Below are 19977 nucleotides of genomic sequence, written 5' to 3'. Positions count from 1 at the left end.
CAGCCATGCTCGCGCCCGCGCCAGCGCCCGTCGTCGAGACCTCGCGCCTCCTCTGGAGGACGCGCGGCGAGCACTGGGACTACGAGTTCATCTGCGTGCCCGAGATCCCGGCCCTCCCCGCCTGGCTCACGGCGCTCGAGGCCATGATCGGCGACGCCGACGCGAGCGCCGGAGAGCTCCGTTATGGCCTGCTCGAGATCGACGAGCCCGGGCCGAGAGGCCCTCTCGTGTTTCCCTATGTGGCGACGCGGTTCCTCGATCCGGCGCGGAAGGACTGGACCGGAAGGCAGGTCCAGCACTTCGCCGTGTGGTTCCCGCCGATCCCGGAGGAGGCGATCGAGGCGCTGCCCGGGGCGATCCCCGCCGACTGGCACCTTCGCGTGCTCGAGGGCCTCGCGAGAACGTACGGCTCCGGCGAGGTGTTCGGGCTGCCCGAGGCGGCGATCCGCGCGTCGAGGCGGGGTGTTCCTGAGAGCCGGGCGGCGCGCGCGATGGCGATCGTGAAGCGCACGCCCCCGGTGGCGCTGCTCGAAGGCGAAGCCGCGCCCGCGCGGTGGAAGCGGGTGCCCACCGTAAAAAAAAAGTGCCTGGATCCTCCGGACGCGGTGAGCCTGCAGGTGGCAGGAGCAGGCGATAACGGCAAGCGCCCGGGACTCGGCTGCTTCGCGGTCAGTCTGCTGGTGATCCTCGCCGTCAGTCGACTGATGATCGGATGGGTGGCGGGCTGAAGCGGCCTCGCGGCGCGCGCGCCCTGGAGCTGGAGCACGCACGCGGGGAGCGGCCGCCGGGCGCGAGCTCCAGCCGGCGCGACTCGCCCCGTCAAGGGCCGAGAGGGCGGCCGGAGCGCGCGCGCGGGACGGCGGTCATTGACCGTCCATGGCCTGGCGCAGGCTCAGCGGCCGCATGTCGGTCCAGACCTTCTCGATGTGCTGGAGGCACGCCGCGCGCGTCCCCTCGGTGCCCTCGGCACGCCAGCCGAGCGGCAGATCACGGGTCGCCGGCCAGATCGAGTACTGTTCTTCGTGATTGACGACCACCCGGAAGATGGTCTCGCTGTCCTCGGAGTCGCTCATCGTGCACCTGCGCGGCTGTCGGCCTGCGCGCATGGTAGGAGCGGCCGCGGTGACATGCAAGCCATTCCTGGAGGTGGCCACTCACGCCGGAGGATCGTGGCCCGACCCGCCGGCGCCCACTATGCTCGCCCCGATCGCCGCGCCAGAGGCGGCGCGCCATCAACGCATGACGGAGATCTGCTGTGAATGACCATCCCGCATTGACACCTGGCCGCGCCGCCGTGGTGACCGGCGCCGCCAGCGGCATCGGCCTCGCGGCCGCCGAGCGCTTCGCGCGCATGGGCATGAAGGTCTGTCTCGCCGACCTGGACGGACCGGCGCTGCACGAGGCCGCCGGGCGCGTCGCCGCCGCCGCGCCCGGCGGCCAGGCCGACGTGCGCGCGGTGCCGACCGACGTCGCCAGGCTCGAGGACGTGCATCGGTTGAAGCAGGCCGCCTACGACGCGTTCGGCGAGGTGGCGGTCCTGATGAACAACGCCGGAGTCGGCGGCGGCGGCAAGCCGTGGAAGGACATCGAGCGCTGGCGGCGGCTCATCGAGGTCAATCTGTGGGGCGTGATCCACGGCGTGCAGGCGTTCACCGAGGCGATGATCGCGCAGGGCACCGCCTGCGCCATCGTCAACACGGGCTCGAAGCAGGGCATCACCACCCCGCCCGGCGACGCTGCCTACAACGTCTCGAAGGCCGGCGTGAAGGTGCTGACAGAGCAGCTCGCCCACGAGCTGCGCAACGTGGCGGGTTGCAAGATCACCGCCCACCTCCTGATCCCGGGCTACACGTTCACCGGGATGACCGCGCGAGGTCCGGAGAAGCCCGCGGAGGCATGGACCGCCGATCAGGTGGTAGATCTGATGCTCGAAGGCATGGCCCGTGGCGACTTCTACCTGCTCTGTCCCGACAACGCGGTCACGCGCGAGATGGACGAGCGCCGCGTGCAGTGGGCGGCCGACGACCTGATCCGGAACCGACCTGCGCTGTCGCGCTGGCATCCAGAGTACGCCGAGGCGTTCGCCGCGTTCATGGCGGGCGCTGCGAAGCCCTGACGGGGCAGGCTGCCCGGAGCGCGCGCCGCTCGCAGGCGAGGTGGGCTCGGCCCCGGGCAGCATAAAGATCCGTCGCTGTAACAGGAGAACTGCACAGGTTGTTTTCAGCCGCCCGAATTGAATGTTTCATTTCGCGTGATGGTCGGGCCCCTCACAACACAACAGCGCAGAGATCCTGGCCCGTCGCGCTGCTTCTCCTCTGGATGCAGATCGTGCGACGAGGTCCTCGACGAACGGTCGCCCGCGGCCCAGTGTACCCGCCAGCTGCATGGTCCCGCTCCCTGCCCGTCCGCTTCAGACCCACTGGTGTAGCGAGGGCACGGTAAAGATCTGGTGTCCCGCGCCGGCGCTGATGGTCACGTGTGTCACCGGGGTGCTGGTGGAGGCGGGCGCCGCGGCGATCGAGGAGGTGATGTTGCGGCGGGTCGCCGCGGACGGCCGACTGCTGGTCTTCAATGACTGGGAGGCGATGACCGATTACGAGCACGTGACGCGCACGCGGCTGACCGCGGCGACGATTTCCGTCCTCCATGCGGTCGAGGGATGTCACTTCCTGCTCCAATCCAGGGTGGTCATCTTCGGGGTTCAGATCGCGAATACCGCCATCCGGAAGCTGACCGTCCATCCGTCGCGTGCGGTGTTCGAGCGCGCGCTGGAGGACGCGCTCCGCCAGCGTGCGCCGGAGGGCGCGGGGTAGTCCTCGGGGCGGCCCGCACAGCTGGCGCGAAGCTACGATCCGGATTGATCTTCATCTGTCGGCGTCCACGCGCTCCAGCTCGCGCCACCGCGTCGAGCGCTCGCCGCGGGGATCCCCGTTGATTTGGGGCATATTTTTTGGTAGCCCGACGGATCGGTAGTAGGGTGTCCCGCCATTCACAGCCCACGATAAGATTGTCGGCGTATTGAAATCGCTTTGCGCGGACCATGCTCTCGGGAGACCCACGTGAACACCAGCATGACAAGTGGCGTGGTCGACGGCGGCGCCGATGCAGCCCTCGTGGATGTCGGAACGTGAACCCGCGTGTCCGATTCACCGCCGGAGGAGATTGTTCATGAGCACCTGGAAGACGCCCAGCGCAACCCTTGTCGTCTCTCTCTCGCTGGCCGGGGTCGCTGCGCCGGCCACGAGCAACGCGCAGCCGGCGGAGCCGGCGCAGCAGGCTGCGCCGGGCGCGGCCGCGCCGCTGCCCGTGGAGGAGCCGCGTCCCGCTCCTCCTCCGCCTCCGGTCGAGCAGAAGAAGGCCGATGACAAGCCTCTCGTGCGCGTCTACGGCATCGTCAAGCCCACGGTCGTCGTGGGGAACGGCCTCGAGTCCTTCGGCAACCCGAACTACTCCGCCCCGACGGCCGCGGTGAATCCGCTGTTCCTCGCCGATCCGGATGCCGTCGGCCTCACCTTTCAGGCGCAGCAGACGCGCTTTGGCGTGGCCGTCGGGGAGGGCACGCCCGTGAAGGGGCAGATCGAGGTCGATTTCGTCGATTTCGGCAAGTCCTCGCCGGCTCAGGGGATGAGCCTTCGCGTGCGTCAGGCGTTCCTGGATTGGTCTCCTGCCGACGGGCACAAGCTCACGCTCGGCCAGACATGGGATCTGTTCTCGCCGCTGAACACGCACACGTACAACCTCGTGGGTGGCCTGTTTCAGTCCGGAAATTCGGGCTTCATGCGCCACCAGCTCGCCTACGTCGGGAACATCGGCAGCGTCGAGGTGGGCGCCGCGCTCGGTCTGGTCAGCCAGAACGTCACGGCCATCCTCAACAACGTCGAGTACTCGCGCACGCCGACCGTCTCGCTGCGCGCGAGCTATCGCGCCGAGAAGACAGCATGGGTGGGCGCCTCGGTGATCGGCACGCGGCTCGCCTTCGACGCGAACCTGCCGACCGAAGAGGGGCGGCTGGCGCTCGGCGGCAACCTGTTCGGCGAGGTCACGAGCGGTTCGCTGAACGTGCGGGCCGAAGCGTACGGCGGTAAGAACCTCGCCAACCTGGGTCTCCTGACGCTCGGCCAGGGCTATCGCACGGACGACGTCGCCGAGGTGGGCGGCTGGGTGTCGGGGAAGGTCACGTTCGACAAGCACTCTTTGCACCTCGTCGCCGGGACCGCGATGGTGCTCAGCACCGACGAGATGCAGCTCGGCTACACGCCCGGAACCCCTGCGGCGGGCGGCGCGCCGGCCACCGCTCCCGCGCGCGTGGGCGCCAATGGTCCCGGCATCGAGCGCAACGTGACCCTGCGCGCGGGTTATGCCTTCGCGCCCCTGAAGGGGCTCTCGATCGTGCTCGAGCCTTCCCTGTTGCTCACGCGCCACAAGCTCGATCCGGCGGCGGCAGCGCAGCATGACGCCAGTCGCACGGGCTGGGGCGTCGAGGCGGGCGGGCTCTACCAGTTCTGACAGCGCTGACGGTCCCCGCGAGGAGCGCTCAACGTCGCCCGCTCCGCCGGCGCTCTCCCCGGCGCTCGGGCAAGGGTGGAGCGAAGATCTCCGCGAGAAAATCGACGAACACGCGCACCTTCGGCAACAGGTGCCGGTTCTTCGGGTACAGCGCGTGAATCGGCCAGGTCGTCGTCGGGAATTCGTCGAGCACGGTCACGAGCGTTCCGGCGGCCAGCGCGTCCTTCGCGAGGAAGTCGAACATCGCGATGATCCCGCTCCCGGCGATCGCGAGGTGCCTCAGGACATCCACGTCGTTCGCGTGGAACGGCCCGGAGATGGGCACCTCGAGCACGGCGTCGCCGTCTCCGGTCAGGAAGCGGAACCCTGTGGGCCGCCCGTCGCGCAGGTACCCGACGCACTCGTGGTGCGCGAGATCGGCCGGCGTCGCGGGCGCGCCGCGCCGCGCGATGTACGACGGCGCCGCGCAGTGGACGAGGCGGCTCGCGCCGAGCCGGCGCGCGACGAGGCTCGAGTCGCCGAGCGGGCCGATGCGCACGAGCAGGTCGAGCCCCTCGGCCACGGGGTCGACGTGTTGATCGCGCAGCGTCAGGTTGATCCGGACGTCGGGGTAGCGCGCCGCGAAGCGCGGCAGGCTCGGCGCGATCACGTCCCGTCCGAGCGCCACCGGCGCGTCGACGCGCAGGAGCCCCACCGGCTTCTTGCTCGCGCGCGCGATCGCCTCGGTCGCCTCCCCTAGCTCCTCGACGATGCGGACGCAGCGCGCGTAGAAGGCCTGCCCGTCGTCCGTCAGGCGGAGCGACCGCGTCGTGCGCGCCAGCAGCGCCACGCCGAGCTCCTGCTCGAGGCGCATCACGCGCCGGCTCACCGCGGACGGCGTGACGCCGAGCCGGCGCGCGGCGCGCGAGAAGCTACCGGTCTCGACGGTGGCGACGAGCAGCTCGATCGCGGCGAGCGAGATCATGATCTGTGCTGAAATAGCACAGGTGACGTTCCCTCGCGCGGACTACCGCGCCCGGAGGAACGGATCTACGGATCGGGTGTCCAGGGAAGAGTGGAGGACACGCCATGAAGACTGTCATCATTCGGAAGAACGCCTCGGAATCGGACGCGTGGACGCTCGCCGAGCGCCCCGCACCCACGCCCGGTCCGGGGCAGGTGCTCGTGCGCGTCCGCGCCGCGTCGATCAACTACCGTGACCTCATGGTCGTGCGCGGGCTGTACGGCGGGGAGCGCAAGGACGGGCTCGTCCCGCTCAGCGACGCGGCGGGCGAGGTGGTCGCGATCGGAGCGGGCGTGCGGCGCTGGAAGGAGGGAGATCGCGTGATCTCGACGTTCTTCCCGACGTGGGATTCGGGGCCGTTCCGCAGGGAGTATCGCACCACGACGCTCGGTGCGGGCGGGAACGACGGGGTGCTCGCGGAGCTGGTGGTGTTCGGGGAGGACGCGATCGTCCGCGCGCCGGCGCACCTTGGGTTCAACGAGGCGGCGACGCTGACGTGCGCTGGGGTGACGGCGTGGACAGCGCTGTTCGAGTCGGGGCCGCGGCCGGCGCCGGGGGCGACGGTGCTTGTCCAGGGGACCGGCGGGGTGTCGCTGTTCGCCGCGCAGCTGGCGCGCGCGGCGGGGCTGCGCGTGATCGCCACGTCGTCCAGCGCGGCGAAGATCGAGCGGCTGCGCGCGCTCGGGGTGACCGAGGCGATCGACTACCGGAAGCAGCCGGAGTGGCACGAGGAGGTGCTGCGGCTGACGGGCGGCGAAGGGGTGGACCGGGTGATCGAGGTGGGCGGCGCGGGGACGCTGCCGCGATCGATGCAGGCGGTGAAGACGGGGGGCGTGGTGAGCTTGATCGGGCTGCTCAGCGGGCTGGGCAGCCAGATCGATCCGATGCCGATCCTGTTCCGCGCGATCCGCGTCGAGGGGACCGTGGTGGGGTCGCGGCAGGCGACCGTGGAGTTCGGGGCGGCGCTCGAGCTGCACGGGATCCGGCCGGTGGTTGATGAGGTCTTTCCGATCGAGCGGGCGAACGAGGCGCTCGCGAAGCTCGCGGCGGGGAAGCACTTCGGCAAGGTGGTGATCGGGATCGACTGAGCGAAGCGACGGCAAGGAGGGAGTGGCAGCAATGGCCGAGCCACCTCACCCTGGCAACGCCACCAGCAGATGCGCAGCGGTCCCGCGTACTCGATCGCCGCGTCCGAGAGCGTCAGCGGATCGCCGGCTCGCAGCGCAGGTGTTCACCGCGGCTCGTGGTGCACCACCTGCCGTCCGCTGCCCCTTCGAGGATGCCGAGCTCGCCCAGCGCACGCAGAAGGCGGCGCGCCCGCTCCTCTGGCAGGCCACAATGCGCTGCCACTTCGGCCTCTGTCGCAGGCAACACCTCGATGACGCCGAGCTCCACCGCTGCCGCCAGGGTCTCGGTCTTCCAGAGACCCACCAGATCCGCAGAGAGCGCCGCGAGCTCGCTCCGCAAAGGGGCCCGCAGCACGTTCACCGTCCGCCCGGTCTCATCGATGATCTCCAGCGATCCATCGAAGCGCTCGACACGCGCCTGGCCATTGTAGAACGGCTCCACCATGGCGAACCGCTGAGCATACGCAGGCTGCCCGCGGCCATCCACGTGCATCCACCCCCGCTCGTCGCGGGCGCGCGCAAAGCCCTTGTGGAACACGTCCAGGTCGAGATAACGGCGACCGTGGACGAGCTCGCCGCGCGCATCGATATGCGTGGAGCGGCCATCCTCGCCCTGTGCGACCGCGGCGCCGTCGCGGTAATCGCCCGCGTAGCGCCACCGCGCCGCATACAGGGGACGCCCGGCCTGATCGATGTGGCTGTAGAGTCCCTCGCTGTCGCGGACCACGCACCGACCGTCCTGGTAGTTGCCGCACCAGGAGTACCGCTCTGGATAGAGCTCGGCGCCATCCGGCAGGATGTGATGCCAGCCCTCGGGAGCCGAGACGGCAGCGCGCCCTTCATAGAAACCGAATGTCCTCTCGAACCTCCGCGCATAGGCGGGCTCCCCGCGCGCATCGATGTGCCAGGCCGTGCTGCCGCACCGCGCGGGCGAGAGGCCCGGGGCGTGGAACGCGAGCACCTCCTCGAAGCGTGCGGAGTACAGCGGCTCGCCGTCCACGAGGTGGTGCGTCCTCTCCGGGGCGACCCGGGCACATCGCCAGTCGTTCATGGCTCACCGGCCGGCCGCCGCATGTTGCACCCAAGGCAGAGCGCGCGGCTCCGGTAGGTCTTGAGCATCCGCTGGTAAGGCTCACCGTTCCATATCTCCATCAGCCCCGCCTCGTGGAGATTGCCGAAATCGCCGAGCGTCCTGCGCTCCGCGTCGGGTGCGCAGCACGGGTCGAAGCGTCCCTCGGCGCTGATCCACACCTCCTGGCCAAGAAACGGGCAGCGACCTCCCGGGGCCAGGTCTTCGGGGGCCGACTCGTCGAGCAGGAAGATGTTCTCCAGCAGCACGTGCTTGCCGTTCGGCAATGCGCGCTCCGACGCCGCCTCTCGCGCGGCCAGCACGGCCTCGTTCCAGCGCCGGATCGCCCCGGCATCGCGGCGCATCGAGAGCGGCTTGATCTCCTCGAAGTGCGCCCACAGGTGATGTCCCTTGACGCGGTCCACGCCGAGGCGGATCGCGAGCCGCACGATGTCGGCGAGCTCGGCGACGTTCGCCTCCAGGAACGTGAGCTGGAACGTGACCCTGCAGCGGTTCCCGCCGTCGGCGGCGTGCGCGTCGCGGACGGCGATGAACGCCTGCACGTTCTCGAGCACGGCTTCCCAGCGGGCTCCAAGCATGATCAGCTCGTGCGTCTGCCGCGTGGCCCCGTTCCAGGAGATCTTCACGTCGGAGGTGATCGGCACGAGCCGTTCGGCCCATTCCCGGGCCCCCCGTCGCGGGAAGGTCCCGTTCGTTGTCAGGTTGAGCTTGACCCCGTGCTCCCGGCAGATGTCGACGATCTCGTCGAAATGGTCGTACAGGAGCGGCTCGCCCATGGTGGAAGGGATCACCTCGCGGAGGCCACGGCCGGCCGACTGGGCGATCACGCGACGCACGAGCTCGATCGGCATCAACCGGCGCGGCTTTCCAGCAGCCTTCCGCGCCTCCTGCAGAGGGCTGTAGGGCGAGTGCTCCTCGCACATGATGCAGCGGAGGTTGCAGGTGTCCGGGTTCGTGTCGAACGTGATGCGCCACGGCCCCTGGCCGGGCTCGATCCGAGCGGCGTCGCGGCGGGCGATGACCTCGGCGTAGATGCGCTCCATCGCCTCGACGTGGCCTGCAAGGTCGGGCACGTGTCCGGACTCGGACTGCGCGTACCCGCGCTGGCCGAAGCGGCGGGCGAGCGCCGGATCGTCTGCGAGGCGCTGCATCTGGCGCGCCATCGAGGAAGGGTCGCGGTGCTCGAAGAGGAGGCCGTTGACCTCGTGGTGCACGTACTCGGCCATGCCGCCGGCGTTCGCGGTGATCACCGGCACGCGCGCCTCCAAGGCCTCGTGGATGACGAGCGGCGAGTTCTCGACCCAGATCGATGGCACGACGATGCAATCGACCCTGTCGAAGACGTCGCGCACGATATCCTTGTTGCGGTACTCGGGCAGCCACTCCACACGAGCGCCGGCGTCGCCCGGAAGTCGTTGCGCGATCGCGCGGAGCGCTTCGGTGTCCTGCCCGCGCGGCCGGCCCCAGATGCGGAGCCGAGCGTCTCCCCTCACCTGCCCAAAGGCCTCGAGGAGCTGGTGGATGCCCTTCGCGGGGATGTGCGTCCCGATGTACCCGAAGGTGAACGGCTCCCCCGGGGTTCGGGCGCGCCCGACGAGGCGGGAGAGATCGAAGCCATAGTCCAGGTAGACCAGCTTGCGCTCGGGCAGACCGAACGCCTCCCGGTACCGGCGCTCCAGGTAGCGCGCGGGCGCGATGAACACGTCGACGAGATCGGCCATCTCGCGCACGTGGCGCATCCGGCGCGCGACCCAGCCTGTCCAGTACGCGACGTCTTCCTCACGCTCGTCCGGCGCGCCCGAGAAGAAGCGCGCGTAGCAGCGCTCGGCGCATTTCCGGTCCTCTTGGCCGTCACACGCCGCCCAAAGATCGTCCGGGTTCGCTGGGTGCGTCTGCATGAACTGCCCGCGCGGGCACATCACCCAGTAGTCGTGCAGCGTGTACACGATGGGGATCCCTCGCCCGGCGGCCTCCGTGACGAGCGAGGTCGAGAGGTGATTGAGGTGGCCGATATGGACCACGTCGGGACGGAGTCGGTCGCAGAGCTCGGCGAAGCGCTGGTCGACGCCGGCGTGCCGGTAGCCGTCTCGAACGCGCGGCGTGTTGACGAGGTGGAGCGAGATGCGCGGATCGTCGGTGTCCTTCTCGTGGCGGAGCGCGAAATCCGGCGCGAACGGGTCCTCCTCGCGCGTGAATACGTGGACCTCGTGGCGGCCGGCGAGCCCGCGACAGAGCGTCTGCGTGTAGACCTCCGAGCCTGCGTTGTAGCGCATCGGGTAGCCGTGGATGACCTGTAGGATCTTCATGAGCTCTCCTCGACACGGCCGTAGGATTCCAGCTCTCGCCAGAAGTCGCGCCTCTTCAGCCCCATCTCGCTCGCTTCCTGACGAGCCAGGTCTGCCTGCCGGCGCGCGCCGATCTGGTCTCCTTGTGCGCAGCAGAGCCGTGCGCGAAGGACGTGGAGCCATGCGACACGGACGCGATAGCGCATCTCCAGCAGAAGCGCCTCGGCCGCATCGAGCTGCCTGGCCGCCTCGGGAAGAATGTTCTCGACGAGGGCTACACGGGCCGTGGTGAGCGCCGCGGCGGCTTCGCTGAGGCGGAAGCTACGGCCTTCGGAGATCCGGCGCGCCTCATCGAGATGCTTCCGGGCCAGGTGAGTATCCCTCTCTGCCCAGAACGATGCACAATCGACGAGACAAGAGGCGAGGTGGTCCCAGCGCCCGGCATCTCGGACGAGCGACACGGCTTCCTCGAAGCGCCGGCTCGCCTCGTCCGGCCGCCCAAGCGCAACGAGCGTCCGGGCGAGCACGCGGGCGGACAGACCGCGGTTGAGCAGCGAACCAGCATCGGGATCATCACCGTGGGTCAGCTGGTAGGCCCGCACCGCGCGGTCGTGGGCGAGATCCACCTCATCAAGGTCGAGCAGCAGCGCGGCGTGGCTCGCGAACGGGTAGTGCGCCACACCCATCTGACCCGCCATCTCCCGATCCCGGATCTGCTCGATCGCCTCGTAGGCCGCGCGGGCTTCGTGCAACCGACCGAGCCGGTGCATGAGGTAAGCTCGGAAGTCACGCACATTGAGGCGAGGACGCAGCTCACCAGAAGCATCGGCGTGGCGCACAGCGCTCTCCGCGGACTCGAGCGCCCCCATGAGGTTGCCTCTCAGCGAGTATACGGAGGCCAGGTTGCGCGCAGACTCTGCTGCTCCTGCTGAATGGCCGGCATCAACCGCCGTCCGAACGGCGCGCTCGAGGAGGCGCACGGAGTCGGACGTCTCCCCGTGCACACGGAGGAGCACCCCCGCGCTGTTTTCGAGCCAATATCGCTGCGAGGGGGGAAGGTCCCCCAGAACATGAAAGGTGTTCCGATCGAAGAAGGCGAAAAAGGCGCGCCGGTCTTCGGCCACTGCGCCGTGCAGCTTGAGGCTGGTGTGGCGCTCCCCCTGTCGAATGCGGTCGTGCAAGACTTCGAACGATTCGGCCCATCGCCGAGCTTGAACGCCGTGCGCGACGGCTGCATAGAGTAAATCGAGTTCCTCGCGGCGGACCGCGCCCCCGACCGCGGGAGATGCCAGGCTGCGAAACCGCTCGAACAGGCGCTCATGTGCGGAACGGACCCCGGCGGGATCGCTCGCCTCGAGCCGGCGTCGCCAGTAGCCGCGCACGAGAGGGTGCTGATCCCAGGCACCCGCTTCGGTCTTCAGGAGGAGCGCAGTTCTCTCGAGACGCGCGCAGGTTCGCCTGAGATGTTCGGGTGAAGCATCGCCGAGCGCCGCCGCAAAGCCCGGGACACTTGGCGGGGCGCCGAGAGCGGCGAGCGTGGCGAGATCGGTGGGCCGCTCGCAGAGCGCGACGATGCCGAGCACGGCGCGCTCCTCGGGCTTCAAGCGCTCTTCATAGAAGGAGAGGATGCGCTGGATCCGGCCGCCGTCGTCGATATCCTCCGCGCCGAGATCAAGACGGTCGGCCACGAGGACGTCGCCTCCGTGCGCCTCGCTCAGGTAGTCGGCCACGAGGGCGAGCGAGAGGGCGTGGCGGCGCAGGCGATCGGCCAGGCGCCCGAGATCCTCGTCGGACCCGCGCACGTCTCGGCTCCGCAGCACCTGGATGGCAGACGCGCGGTCGACGGGGCCGAGTTGGATGCGGCGGACGCCGGCACCTCCGAGCTCGAAGGGGGGACGCGTGGTGATCACGCACAGCCCGCCGTACATCTGAGATGCCAGATCGCGAACGAGGATCCCCATGTGCCTGTCGATCAGCTTTCCTCGGGCGTCCTGCAGCGGCTCTAGCCCATCGATGACCACGATCGTCCGGCGATCGCGCACGCGCCGGACCAGCCGGCTCACGTTCTCCATGGGATCTGCCGAGGGGGTCTCTCCGATCGCAGCGAGCAACACGGACACCGCCGCCGACGCAGACGGCGCTCCCCCGCCGTCCTGATCTTCGATGGAACAAGAGATCACGGCTTCGACCCCGCCATAGACCGGTTGCATGCCGTCGAGCCAGGTTCGGACGAGCTGCGTCTTGCCGGCCCCCCCTTCGCCGATCACGACGACGACTTGGACGGCGTCATTCACGAGCGCGTCATCCAGCGTTCTCTTCTCCTGCTCGCGGCCCACGATCTCCCGTTCAGGCGGAGGGAGGCGGCCGAGCGCGACACACCTCGGACCGAGTCGCGCCGCCCGCAGCGCCTCGCCGACGCGACGCGCGATCGCGACGAGAGCTTCGCCGGCGTCGGTGACGGTCGCCACCGCGGGATCGAGGATCGGCCCGAAGCGACGGAGTACCTGGTCTTGGTCGTCGACGCAGGCCCCCCAGCGCACGAGCGAGACTTCGGCGCGCCTCCGGTGAGTGAGGGCACGATGGGCGACCCTGCGCCATGCAGACCAGTCGAGCAGCCGCGCGGAGACAAGGATGACGACATGGGTCGCCGCGCGAAGGCGCTCCTCGATCCCGTGCTCCACGTGCTCGCCGCCCACGAGGCAAGAGTCCAGCACCTCGCCACCTTCTCCGCGGCACACCTGCTCGATGTGAGGCCGGAGAGCCCTCGCGCCATCGTCGTCGTCCGGGCAGTGAAGCAGAAGCAGCTGCATGCGGACGAGAGATTCGCACGGAACACACTCGGCAGGACACCCTGCCGTGCGTTCCGTCCCCTGCGCAAAGACCTCGTCGGCTTCGTTCGAGAAGCGTGCCTGCTCGCTGCACGCCCGCTCGCCGACCTCGCCCACCAGCGCGACGTGATCCTAGCCTAGCGCCAAGGTCCGCCAGCGGAGCGACGACAGGATGTGCTTCGACCAGACGACGGCCGGGCCGCTCGGTCAGGCGCGACAGACCGCGCCGCGTCGAACCGCTGGCGAGGGTCCGATCTCGGAGGCTTCGTGGTACAGGAACGTCTTCTGCCATGCCGACGAGTCCCCTCAGCCCGCTCAGCTGGACCCTGCGCGAGATCGCCCGACTCGAGCGCGGTGGCCCGCGCCCGCCTCGAGAGGGCGGCAACGTCGCAATGACCGACCCGCAGGTCGGCGCGCTTCAGGCCCAGCTCGCGGCGCTCGGCAGCTGGCCGGCGGGTCTCGCGGGCACCCCCCGCGCCCCGGTGCGCGACGCGCGGACCGGCAGGGTCACCGTGCTCGGCCAGCCCTCCTTGCTCGGCCCGCTGGGTCTCATGGCCTGGCTCTCCGGCTTCTACGAGCGCGCCCGCGGCGGCAAGCAGGGCCTGGCGGTGCTCGCGGTGCCCGGCGGCATCCACGAGGACCGGGTGTGCCTCAACGAGAAGTACAACCTGCCGTACACGCCCGACATGGCGGCGGTGTACCTGGAGACGTCGTGATCACCCGCATCTACATCGACAACTTCCGCACGCTCGTCAATTTCGAATGGAAGCCGGGGAAGCTCGCCCTGCTGCTCGGCGAGAACGGGTCCGGCAAGTCCTCGGTGATCGATGCCTTGTGGGGCATCCGCGCGCTGGTCGCGGAGCAGGGTGAGCTCCGGCGCTGGTTTCCCGGTGTCTCTCGCGCGCGGTGGGAGAAGAGGTTCGACCTGAGCATCGAGCTCGACGTGCAGATCGAGCAGCACGCTTATACCTACAAGCTGACGATCGAACACAGCCCACACGAACCGAACAAGAGCCACGTGAAGCGTGAGACCCTCCAGCTGGGGGACCGGCTGCTCATGGAATTCGCCATGGGGGAACTGCAGCTCTTCCATGACGACGGCGCCCACGGTCCCCGCGTCAGCGGTGACTGGGCCCGCTCCGGGCTGGGCGCCATCGCGGCCGGAAAGGACAACAAGCGCCTCACGGCGTTCAAGCGATGGCTGCGTGACGATCTGTGGTTTCTTCGACCGGATCCGCGCGCGATGTCCTCGCGCACGGACGAAGAGGCGGACGAGCTCACCCCGGACCTGTCCAACTTCGCTTCCTGGCTTCCTCGATGGATAGCACAGGATTTCAGCGGGGCGATGCGCGCCACCCAGGCTCTCCAGCAGGTGCTGGATGGCTTCCAGGCGCTGCAGGTCAGTCGAACGGCGCCGAAGCTCGAGGCGACGTTCCTTCTGGAGGACAGCAGCCCGTACGTGGTGGACTTCTCCGAGCTCTCCGAGGGGCAGCGGCAGCTCTGCAGCCTGTACTTCCTGAGACACGCCGTCCTGCAGCCGGGCAGGCTCGTCATCTTCGATGAGCCCGACAACTACGTCGCGCTTCGCGAGATCCAGCCCTGGTTGAGCGAGGTGCTCGAGCTCTCGTTGTCGGCGAGCGGGCCGCAAGTATGGTTCATCAGCCACCACCCGGAGCTGCTCAACCAGCTCGCTCCGTCGCACGGGACGAGGTTCTTCCGCGGTCGAGGGCCCACGCGCGTCGCGCCGTTCGCTGGCGCCGAAGGATTGACTGCTGCCGAGACGGTCGCGCGCGGGTGGGACGGTGAGTGATCGCGCGCAGTTCGTCGTGCTCTGCGAGGACTTGCAGGCGCAGGTGTTCATCTGCCGGGCGCTCGTCCGGGCGGGCGCGAACCCCCGGCGCATCCGGAAAGTGCCTCTCCCGTCGACCGTCAGCGGGGGAGCCGGTCACGGCTATGTCGTCGCGAGCTACCCTCGCGAAGTGAAGGCGTTTCGCAGGCAGAACGCCAGCGCCTCGACAGGGCTGGTCGCGCACATCGACGCGGACCCTACCCATACGGTCGCCGCGCGCCACGCGCAGCTCGCGGCGGAGCTGAAGGGATCCGGTGAGGCGCCTCGCGGCGAGAAGGAGCCGATCGCGGAGCTGGTGCCGAAGCGCAACATCGAGACATGGATCTACGCGCTGGACATGTCGCGGTCTGTTCCTGAAGGGCAGCCGCTCGATGAGGTGGAGGCGTACCCCAAGCTCCCTTTCGAGAGCGAATGCGCCGGCGCTGCCGAGGCGTTCGCGGACCACGCTCGCCTGAGCACGATTCCGCAGCGGGCGGGTTCGGTCCCGTCGCTGCTCGACGGCATCGCCGAGTTCCGGAGGCTCCCGTGAAACCCGAGACCTATAGCGCGCTGCTGAAGGACCTGCAGAAGCTTCAGAAGGCGATGGTGGCCGCGCAGATCGAGGTGGTGCGGCGCGATCCGGCCGTCTTCGGGAAGCTCGCGCGCCTGCACGCCGAGGCCGAGGCCGGCGGGCGGCTCGACGACTTCGTGGGCACCGCCGTGCGCAAGAGCGCAATCGAGGGCGCCACGGCTCGGGGCGTCGTACACGGGCGACGTCGATCCCGTCGAGCAGCATCGCCAAGCCGGTCGAATCCATCTCGACCGCCGTACCGTCCTTGCTGACCGGCGGCACTCGAAAGCAGCCTCGCTCGAGGCGCTTGTAGTAGAGGGCGCCGCCCTCCACCTCCGCCACCAACTGCTCCCAGAGTTGCTGCTCTCGGTGCTGACCCATGCTCGCCTCCAGCCAGCCAGGTCACGCCGACGCTCAATGCGTCGCCAACTGGACGGTTACGATCATGCAGTTCCACGGCGGCATGGGCGACGACGCCCGCGACGAGGTGCAGCGGGCGTTCAACAGCGCGCCCGACGAGCACCCCGTGCGCATCCTTGTCGACATGAAGGGTCGCGACGCTTCCATCCAATCGCGCCAGCTCCCTCCTCGGCCCCAGCTCAAGGCCCCGGACGTCGGCGCGAGCACCACGGCGTTCTTCCCGTCGAGGATCGCCTCGCCCGCCATTTCCTGGACGGGCCGCAGGCTGGTCCAGCCCAGGCGGGACACGATGGCCTGCTGGAGGCGGGCGGGAACGCGCGCGAACGCCGTCATGTGCGCCCGCGGTCCGCGCCGCCCTCCCGCGTGCGAAGCCGGACCCGGCGGGCGACACGAACGAGATAGTTCTCGAGCCTCGATGGGAGGACGCGAGGGCCGAGTGCGTCGCGCGCGAGGGCCAGTTTGTCCTCCGCCAGGGCTCCTCGGCGCGGGTGAGGGAGGTCGAGTCCCTCGGCGACGGAGCACGCGCGCTTCGCAAGAACCTTCGAGACGCCGGGGTACTCGTGCCGGCCAACGGGAACCCGAACCTGTTCCGGTTCACTCAGGAGTACGCCTTCGATTCACCTTCTGGAGCAGCGGCCGTCGTGTCTGGCACCGGGCTCAATGGGCGTGTTGCCTGGAAGCTAAAGAACGAGGGGATCTCGTACAAGGAATAGCAGGAGAAGCTCGTCGCTTCGGAAGCAAGCGATGCCTCGTAGGCCGGCGAACATGGATGCACCCGAGCGCAGCTTCCTGCGCCTTCCTGTCGTCCCACCAATGGCGGCCCGGAACGACCTGCTTGTGGTTCAGACTCCCGCGGCAGTTCGAGCTCCGAGCAATGCCGAGACGAGAGCCGGCGGGTGGGTCACTTTGCAACGCGCACCGCAGGCAAGCACTTTGTCCGTAGAAGCGGACAAGGTTCCCCTCACGCCACCGCCGCCGCGAACGACGCGAACAGGTCCCCCGGCAGCGCATGCTTCAGCCGCCACGTGATCGCCATAGGCAACTCCGACTCGTGCCGCACATAGTTCGCCGGCCCCAGGAACCAGAACGCCCGCTCATCGCTGCGCAGCCGCGCGAACAGCATCACCGCCGTGCCGAGCTCCTCGTGCTGCTGGTAGCGCTGCCCCGTCTCGCTCTCGGCGCGGGTGGTCGACTGGCTCTCCCAGTGGATCAGCTGCCGGTTGATGGCATGGTCGCGGTAGCGCGTCGTCGGCGAGAACTGCCCGTTCGTCTTGTCGAGCGTGAACGCGAGCAGGTCGGCGCGGGCGTCCTTCGCCCAGTACACGCCTGTCTGCCAGGGCGCGACCTTCGCGCTGCCCCCGACGCCGAACGCCGCCAGGATCTCGATGCGCGAGTAGCGCGCGTGCACCTGGAGCGGCACGTCCGGATGGGTCGCGAGCTCCCGGTGAACGTGGTCCACGCGGGCAGCGAGCACGTCCATCACCTCGACGAGCTCCGCGCGCACCTGGGGGTGCGCCCAGACGAGAGCGCACGCCTGCGCAAGGGTGGTCGCCTTGTCGATGGCGCGATCGGCCACGGTGGCGACGAGCATGCGCAAGAGGCGGCGCTCCCGCAGGCTCATCGCCCCCGGATCGGGACACGCGTCAGACGCGAGCAGCCGGCGGTACACCTCGATCCGCACGAAGTCGTCGACGTGGAGCAGCCGCCCGCACGCGCGCCGCAGCACCTGTTCGTGCGGCCCCACGCCGAGCGACGGGAGCCCGGCGTCACCACGGAGGTCTGACCACGAGCGCTGCCCGGCATAGACGTCCTCGAGCTCAAGCCCGGTCTCTTCGAGGAACTGCGCAAGGCTCACGTCGCCGCTGCGGGCGAGCCTCCGCAGCTCGTCGACCTTGGCCGTCCACCCCGACGGCACCGCTTGCCGGATGTTGTCGAGCACGAGCTCCGATGCCTTCTGGTCGAGCTCCATGTGGCAGCCCGCGGGCAAAAACGGGAACCCGCCTTCGATCTGCTGAACGAGCTCCTTCCGGCTCCCGCCGAGCAACGCTGCGAAGCGGCGATCGAAGCGGAATTCGCGTCGATGGTGCCCGACGAAGTCGAGCACCGTGCAAACGGTCTTACCGGCGCTGCGCCGCAAGCCACGTCCGAGCTGCTGCAAGAAGAGCGTGGGGCTGTCGGTCGGGCGCAGGAGGATCAGCGTGTCGACCGCAGGGACGTCGATGCCCTCGTTGAACAGATCCACGGAGAAGACAACGTTGATCCGCCGCGCGCTGAGATCCGCGAGGGCCGCGCGCCGCTCCTCGTCGGGGCTGTCCCCCCACACCGCGGTCGCCGAGACACCGGCCTCGCGAAAGACGCACGCCATGAACCGCGCGTGCTCGATGCTGACGCAGAAGCCGAGCGCCCGCATCGCTCGCGTGTCATCGACATGCGCGGCGAGCTGGGCGACCACCTGCCGGGCCCAGACGTCGTTGGCCGTGAGCAGCTTGGAGAGCCCCTCCACGTCGTAGCCGCGCCCGCGACGCCAGGGCACATCGCGCAGGTCCAGCCCGTCGTGGATGCCGTAGTAGACGAACGGAACGAGCCGGTGCTGATCGATCGCGTCCCAGAGCCGCAGCTCTGCGGCGATCCGGTCATCGAACCAGCCGAGGAGCGGGAGCCCATCGCTCCTCTCGGGCGTGGCCGTGAGGCCGAGGAGCTCGACGGGACGCACGCGCTCCAGCAGCGCGCGGTACGACGGCGCGGCGGCGTGGTGAAACTCATCGATGATCACCACGTCGAAATGGGATGGATCCAGGTCATCGAGCCCTGCTGCCGAGAGGCTCTGGATCGACGCAAAGACATGCTCGAAGCGCCGCGGGTGACGGCCGCCGACCCACAGCTCGCCAAAGGCATGATCGCGCAGGCCGTGACGAAACGTCGCGAGGCTCTGCTCCAGGATCTCGCCGCGGTGCGCGACGAAGAGCAGGCGTGCGCGGGGGAGCGCCTCCCGGAGCCGGGCGTAGTCGATGGCGGCCATGACGGTCTTGCCGGTGCCGGTCGCCGATACCAGCAGGTTGCGGTGATGCCCGCGCTCGCGGGAGAGCGCGATCTGCTCGAGCAGACGCTCCTGGAACGGCTCGGCGCGGAGCTCGATCGGGCTGAGCATCACCAATGGCGTCGCGTTCGTTGCGTGCTCGACGCGCTCAAGGAACTCCGCGCGGTCGTACGGCACGAAGTCGCCGCTGTTCCAGTAGCTCTCGAAGACGGCGGCGACCTTGGCGATGACATCCGGGTTGCGCGCGCCGGACACGCGAACGTTCCACTCGAGCCCGCTCGTTTGCGCGGTGTGCGTCAGGTTGGAGGAGCCGATATAGGCGGTCGAGAAGCCCGACGCGCGATGAAACAGCCAGGCCTTCGCGTGCAGGCGCGTCGTCCCCGTGTCGTACGAGACGCACACCTCGGCGCCGATCTTGCGGAGCGCCTCGAGCGCCTTCGCTTCGGTCGAGCCCGTGTACGTGGTCGTCAGCACACGCAGCGCGCGGCCCTCCTGACAGTGCACGCGGAGCGCCTCGAGCAGCGGGGCGATGCCGCTCCGGCGGACGAACGCCATGACGACGTCGATGCGGTCCGCCGAGCGAACCTCGGTCAGGAGCTGGTGGCCCACCCTCGGCTCGCCAGGCGCGTTGGTGAGCAGCGCCGTGTCGAGGAGCGGGATGAGCGGCTCGGGGATCGTCTCCGGCCTGCCGTCCGGCTGGCGCCCGACGATGGCGTGGAGCACCGTCGCCGGCTCAACGGGCGCCTCGGGCTGGAGCTCCGCGCCGGCGATCACCTGATCGATCTGCTCGACGAGCCTCCGCGCCAGACCCACGCCGACGGCAACACGCTCCGCATCGGGCACGCCGGAGATGGCGCGCTGCACGAGGCGACCCAGATGCAGGGCGATACGGTCGGCGGCCTCAGCGGCCCGAAGCGCCGCGGTGCGGACCTCCAGGCTGGCGTCGAGCTCGCGCAGGCCGGACGCCAACGCCTCGGTGATCAGATCCTGGTAGAGACCGCGCCGGCTCGCCGTCATGGCCAGCGAGTCTACGGCAGGTGAGCGCACGTCCAAGAGGCATCACGAGGCAGGGGCTCGTCCACCACCGAGACGGGTGCCACTCGTCTTTTGCTGGAGCCACGTCCACCGGGAGACGAGTGCCACTCGTCTTTTGCTGGAGCCACGTCCACCGGGAGACGAGTGCCACCCATCTTTTGTTGGAGCCACGTCCACCGGGAGACGAGTGCCACTCGTCTTTTCTTGGAGGCACGTCCACCGGGAGACGAGTGCCACTCGTCTCCCG

Annotated in this window: 18 protein-coding genes and 1 pseudogene; 11 read left to right on the top strand and 8 right to left on the bottom strand. The window is 69.2% G+C overall.

What is annotated here, in order from left to right; all coding sequences use genetic code 11:
- Positions 1–5 precede the first annotated feature (5 nt).
- On the top strand, positions 6–728 hold the full coding sequence (locus WME73_RS18160) for a hypothetical protein (RefSeq protein WP_437916490.1): 723 nt from the start codon (positions 6–8) through the stop codon (positions 726–728).
- Between the two features lie 135 nt (positions 729–863).
- On the opposite strand, the gene WME73_RS18155 is transcribed toward WME73_RS18160, so the two are convergent.
- Positions 864–1073, bottom strand: a complete 210-nt coding sequence (locus WME73_RS18155) for an MbtH family protein (RefSeq protein ID WP_437300257.1) — start codon at positions 1071–1073, stop codon at positions 864–866.
- A 182-nt stretch (positions 1074–1255) separates the two neighbouring features.
- Here WME73_RS18155 and WME73_RS18150 point away from each other — a divergent pair, with 182 nt between their 5' ends.
- From WME73_RS18150 to WME73_RS18140, 3 genes are all read left to right on the top strand, one after another.
- The gene (locus tag WME73_RS18150; RefSeq protein ID WP_437916489.1) at positions 1256–2116 is read left to right on the top strand and encodes an SDR family NAD(P)-dependent oxidoreductase; all 861 of its coding nucleotides are present in this window, start codon (positions 1256–1258) and stop codon (positions 2114–2116) included.
- Between the two features lie 373 nt (positions 2117–2489).
- A complete protein-coding gene (locus WME73_RS18145; RefSeq protein WP_437916488.1) occupies positions 2490–2813 on the top strand; it encodes a hypothetical protein in 324 nt (107 codons plus the stop codon).
- Positions 2814–3168: 355 nt separating this feature from the next.
- Entirely contained in the window at positions 3169–4506 is a 1338-nt protein-coding gene (locus WME73_RS18140) for a hypothetical protein (protein WP_437746693.1), read from the top strand.
- Positions 4507–4534: 28 nt separating this feature from the next.
- Here WME73_RS18140 and WME73_RS18135 read toward each other — a convergent pair whose 3' ends face one another.
- Positions 4535–5470, bottom strand: a complete 936-nt coding sequence (locus tag WME73_RS18135; protein WP_437746692.1) for a LysR family transcriptional regulator — start codon at positions 5468–5470, stop codon at positions 4535–4537.
- A gap of 104 nt (positions 5471–5574) precedes the next feature.
- Here WME73_RS18135 and WME73_RS18130 point away from each other — a divergent pair, with 104 nt between their 5' ends.
- Positions 5575–6597 carry a zinc-dependent alcohol dehydrogenase family protein gene (locus tag WME73_RS18130; protein ID WP_437916487.1) on the top strand — a complete coding sequence of 341 codons (1023 nt, stop codon included), beginning with the start codon at positions 5575–5577 and terminating at the stop codon, positions 6595–6597.
- A 112-nt stretch (positions 6598–6709) separates the two neighbouring features.
- On the opposite strand, the gene WME73_RS18125 is transcribed toward WME73_RS18130, so the two are convergent.
- From WME73_RS18125 to WME73_RS18115, 3 genes are read right to left on the bottom strand one after another with little or no spacing between them, the layout of a single operon-like run.
- Positions 6710–7687 (bottom strand): methyltransferase family protein, encoded by a 978-nt coding sequence (locus WME73_RS18125; protein WP_437916486.1) that lies wholly within the window; start codon positions 7685–7687, stop codon positions 6710–6712.
- Positions 7684–10032, bottom strand: coding sequence for a glycosyltransferase (locus tag WME73_RS18120; RefSeq protein ID WP_437916485.1), 2349 nt, complete (start codon positions 10030–10032; stop codon positions 7684–7686). The genes WME73_RS18125 and WME73_RS18120 overlap by 4 nt, the downstream gene beginning before the upstream one ends.
- Entirely contained in the window at positions 10029–12707 is a 2679-nt protein-coding gene (locus WME73_RS18115) for a hypothetical protein (protein WP_437916484.1), read from the bottom strand. Before WME73_RS18115 ends, WME73_RS18120 begins: the two co-directional genes overlap by 4 nt.
- Here WME73_RS18115 and WME73_RS18110 point away from each other — a divergent pair.
- The 5 genes from WME73_RS18110 (at position 12684) to WME73_RS18090 (ending at position 15510) form a co-directional block, all read left to right on the top strand.
- Positions 12684–12980 (top strand): hypothetical protein, encoded by a 297-nt coding sequence (locus tag WME73_RS18110; protein ID WP_437916483.1) that lies wholly within the window; start codon positions 12684–12686, stop codon positions 12978–12980. The genes WME73_RS18115 and WME73_RS18110 overlap by 24 nt on opposite strands.
- 149 nt (positions 12981–13129) lie before the next feature.
- Positions 13130–13555, top strand: a complete 426-nt coding sequence (locus tag WME73_RS18105) for a hypothetical protein (RefSeq protein WP_437916482.1) — start codon at positions 13130–13132, stop codon at positions 13553–13555.
- Positions 13552–14649, top strand: coding sequence for an AAA family ATPase (locus tag WME73_RS18100; RefSeq protein WP_437746685.1), 1098 nt, complete (start codon positions 13552–13554; stop codon positions 14647–14649). The genes WME73_RS18105 and WME73_RS18100 overlap by 4 nt, the downstream gene beginning before the upstream one ends.
- Positions 14642–15217 carry a hypothetical protein gene (locus tag WME73_RS18095; protein ID WP_437748169.1) on the top strand — a complete coding sequence of 192 codons (576 nt, stop codon included), beginning with the start codon at positions 14642–14644 and terminating at the stop codon, positions 15215–15217. Before WME73_RS18100 ends, WME73_RS18095 begins: the two co-directional genes overlap by 8 nt.
- Positions 15214–15510, top strand: coding sequence for a hypothetical protein (locus WME73_RS18090; protein WP_437748168.1), 297 nt, complete (start codon positions 15214–15216; stop codon positions 15508–15510). Before WME73_RS18095 ends, WME73_RS18090 begins: the two co-directional genes overlap by 4 nt.
- On the opposite strand, the pseudogene WME73_RS18085 reads toward WME73_RS18090, so the two are convergent.
- Positions 15488–15619, bottom strand: a pseudogene (locus WME73_RS18085) (hypothetical protein); the annotation flags it as partial. The gene WME73_RS18090 and the pseudogene WME73_RS18085 sit on opposite strands and share 23 nt — an antisense overlap.
- A gap of 33 nt (positions 15620–15652) precedes the next feature.
- Complete coding sequence (locus tag WME73_RS18080) at positions 15653–15991, bottom strand: hypothetical protein (RefSeq protein WP_437748167.1); 339 nt, start codon at positions 15989–15991, stop codon at positions 15653–15655.
- 155 nt (positions 15992–16146) lie between these two features.
- Between WME73_RS18080 and WME73_RS18075 the strand changes: the two genes are divergently transcribed.
- Positions 16147–16371: a DUF4357 domain-containing protein gene (locus tag WME73_RS18075; protein WP_437746684.1), complete on the top strand. Its 225-nt coding sequence runs from the start codon at positions 16147–16149 to the stop codon at positions 16369–16371.
- A gap of 248 nt (positions 16372–16619) precedes the next feature.
- On the opposite strand, the gene WME73_RS18070 is transcribed toward WME73_RS18075, so the two are convergent.
- On the bottom strand, positions 16620–19712 hold the full coding sequence (locus WME73_RS18070) for a DUF3427 domain-containing protein (protein WP_437916481.1): 3093 nt from the start codon (positions 19710–19712) through the stop codon (positions 16620–16622).
- Positions 19713–19977: the final 265 nt, after the last annotated feature.

Origin of the sequence: Sorangium sp. So ce302, from assembly GCF_051530145.1 — a bacterium.
Lineage (GTDB): Bacteria > Myxococcota_A > Polyangia > Polyangiales > Polyangiaceae > Sorangium > Sorangium cellulosum_B.
Note: the sequence above shows the minus strand (reverse complement) of the source record. Positions and strands in the feature narration are given on the sequence as shown.

What these genes read in the sequence shown, in the direction of transcription:
- WME73_RS18160 (WP_437916490.1), top strand. Translation starts at nt 6, where the DNA reads ATGCTCGCGCCCGCGCCAGCGCCCGTCGTCGAGACCTCGCGCCTCCTC.
- WME73_RS18155 (WP_437300257.1), bottom strand. Translation starts at nt 1,073, where the DNA reads ATGAGCGACTCCGAGGACAGCGAGACCATCTTCCGGGTGGTCGTCAAT.
- WME73_RS18140 (WP_437746693.1), top strand. Translation starts at nt 3,169, where the DNA reads ATGAGCACCTGGAAGACGCCCAGCGCAACCCTTGTCGTCTCTCTCTCG.
- WME73_RS18135 (WP_437746692.1), bottom strand. Translation starts at nt 5,470, where the DNA reads ATGATCTCGCTCGCCGCGATCGAGCTGCTCGTCGCCACCGTCGAGACC.
- WME73_RS18130 (WP_437916487.1), top strand. Translation starts at nt 5,575, where the DNA reads ATGAAGACTGTCATCATTCGGAAGAACGCCTCGGAATCGGACGCGTGG.
- WME73_RS18125 (WP_437916486.1), bottom strand. Translation starts at nt 7,687, where the DNA reads ATGAACGACTGGCGATGTGCCCGGGTCGCCCCGGAGAGGACGCACCAC.
- WME73_RS18120 (WP_437916485.1), bottom strand. Translation starts at nt 10,032, where the DNA reads ATGAAGATCCTACAGGTCATCCACGGCTACCCGATGCGCTACAACGCA.
- WME73_RS18105 (WP_437916482.1), top strand. Translation starts at nt 13,130, where the DNA reads ATGCCGACGAGTCCCCTCAGCCCGCTCAGCTGGACCCTGCGCGAGATC.
- WME73_RS18080 (WP_437748167.1), bottom strand. Translation starts at nt 15,991, where the DNA reads ATGACGGCGTTCGCGCGCGTTCCCGCCCGCCTCCAGCAGGCCATCGTG.
- WME73_RS18070 (WP_437916481.1), bottom strand. Translation starts at nt 19,712, where the DNA reads ATGACGGCGAGCCGGCGCGGTCTCTACCAGGATCTGATCACCGAGGCG.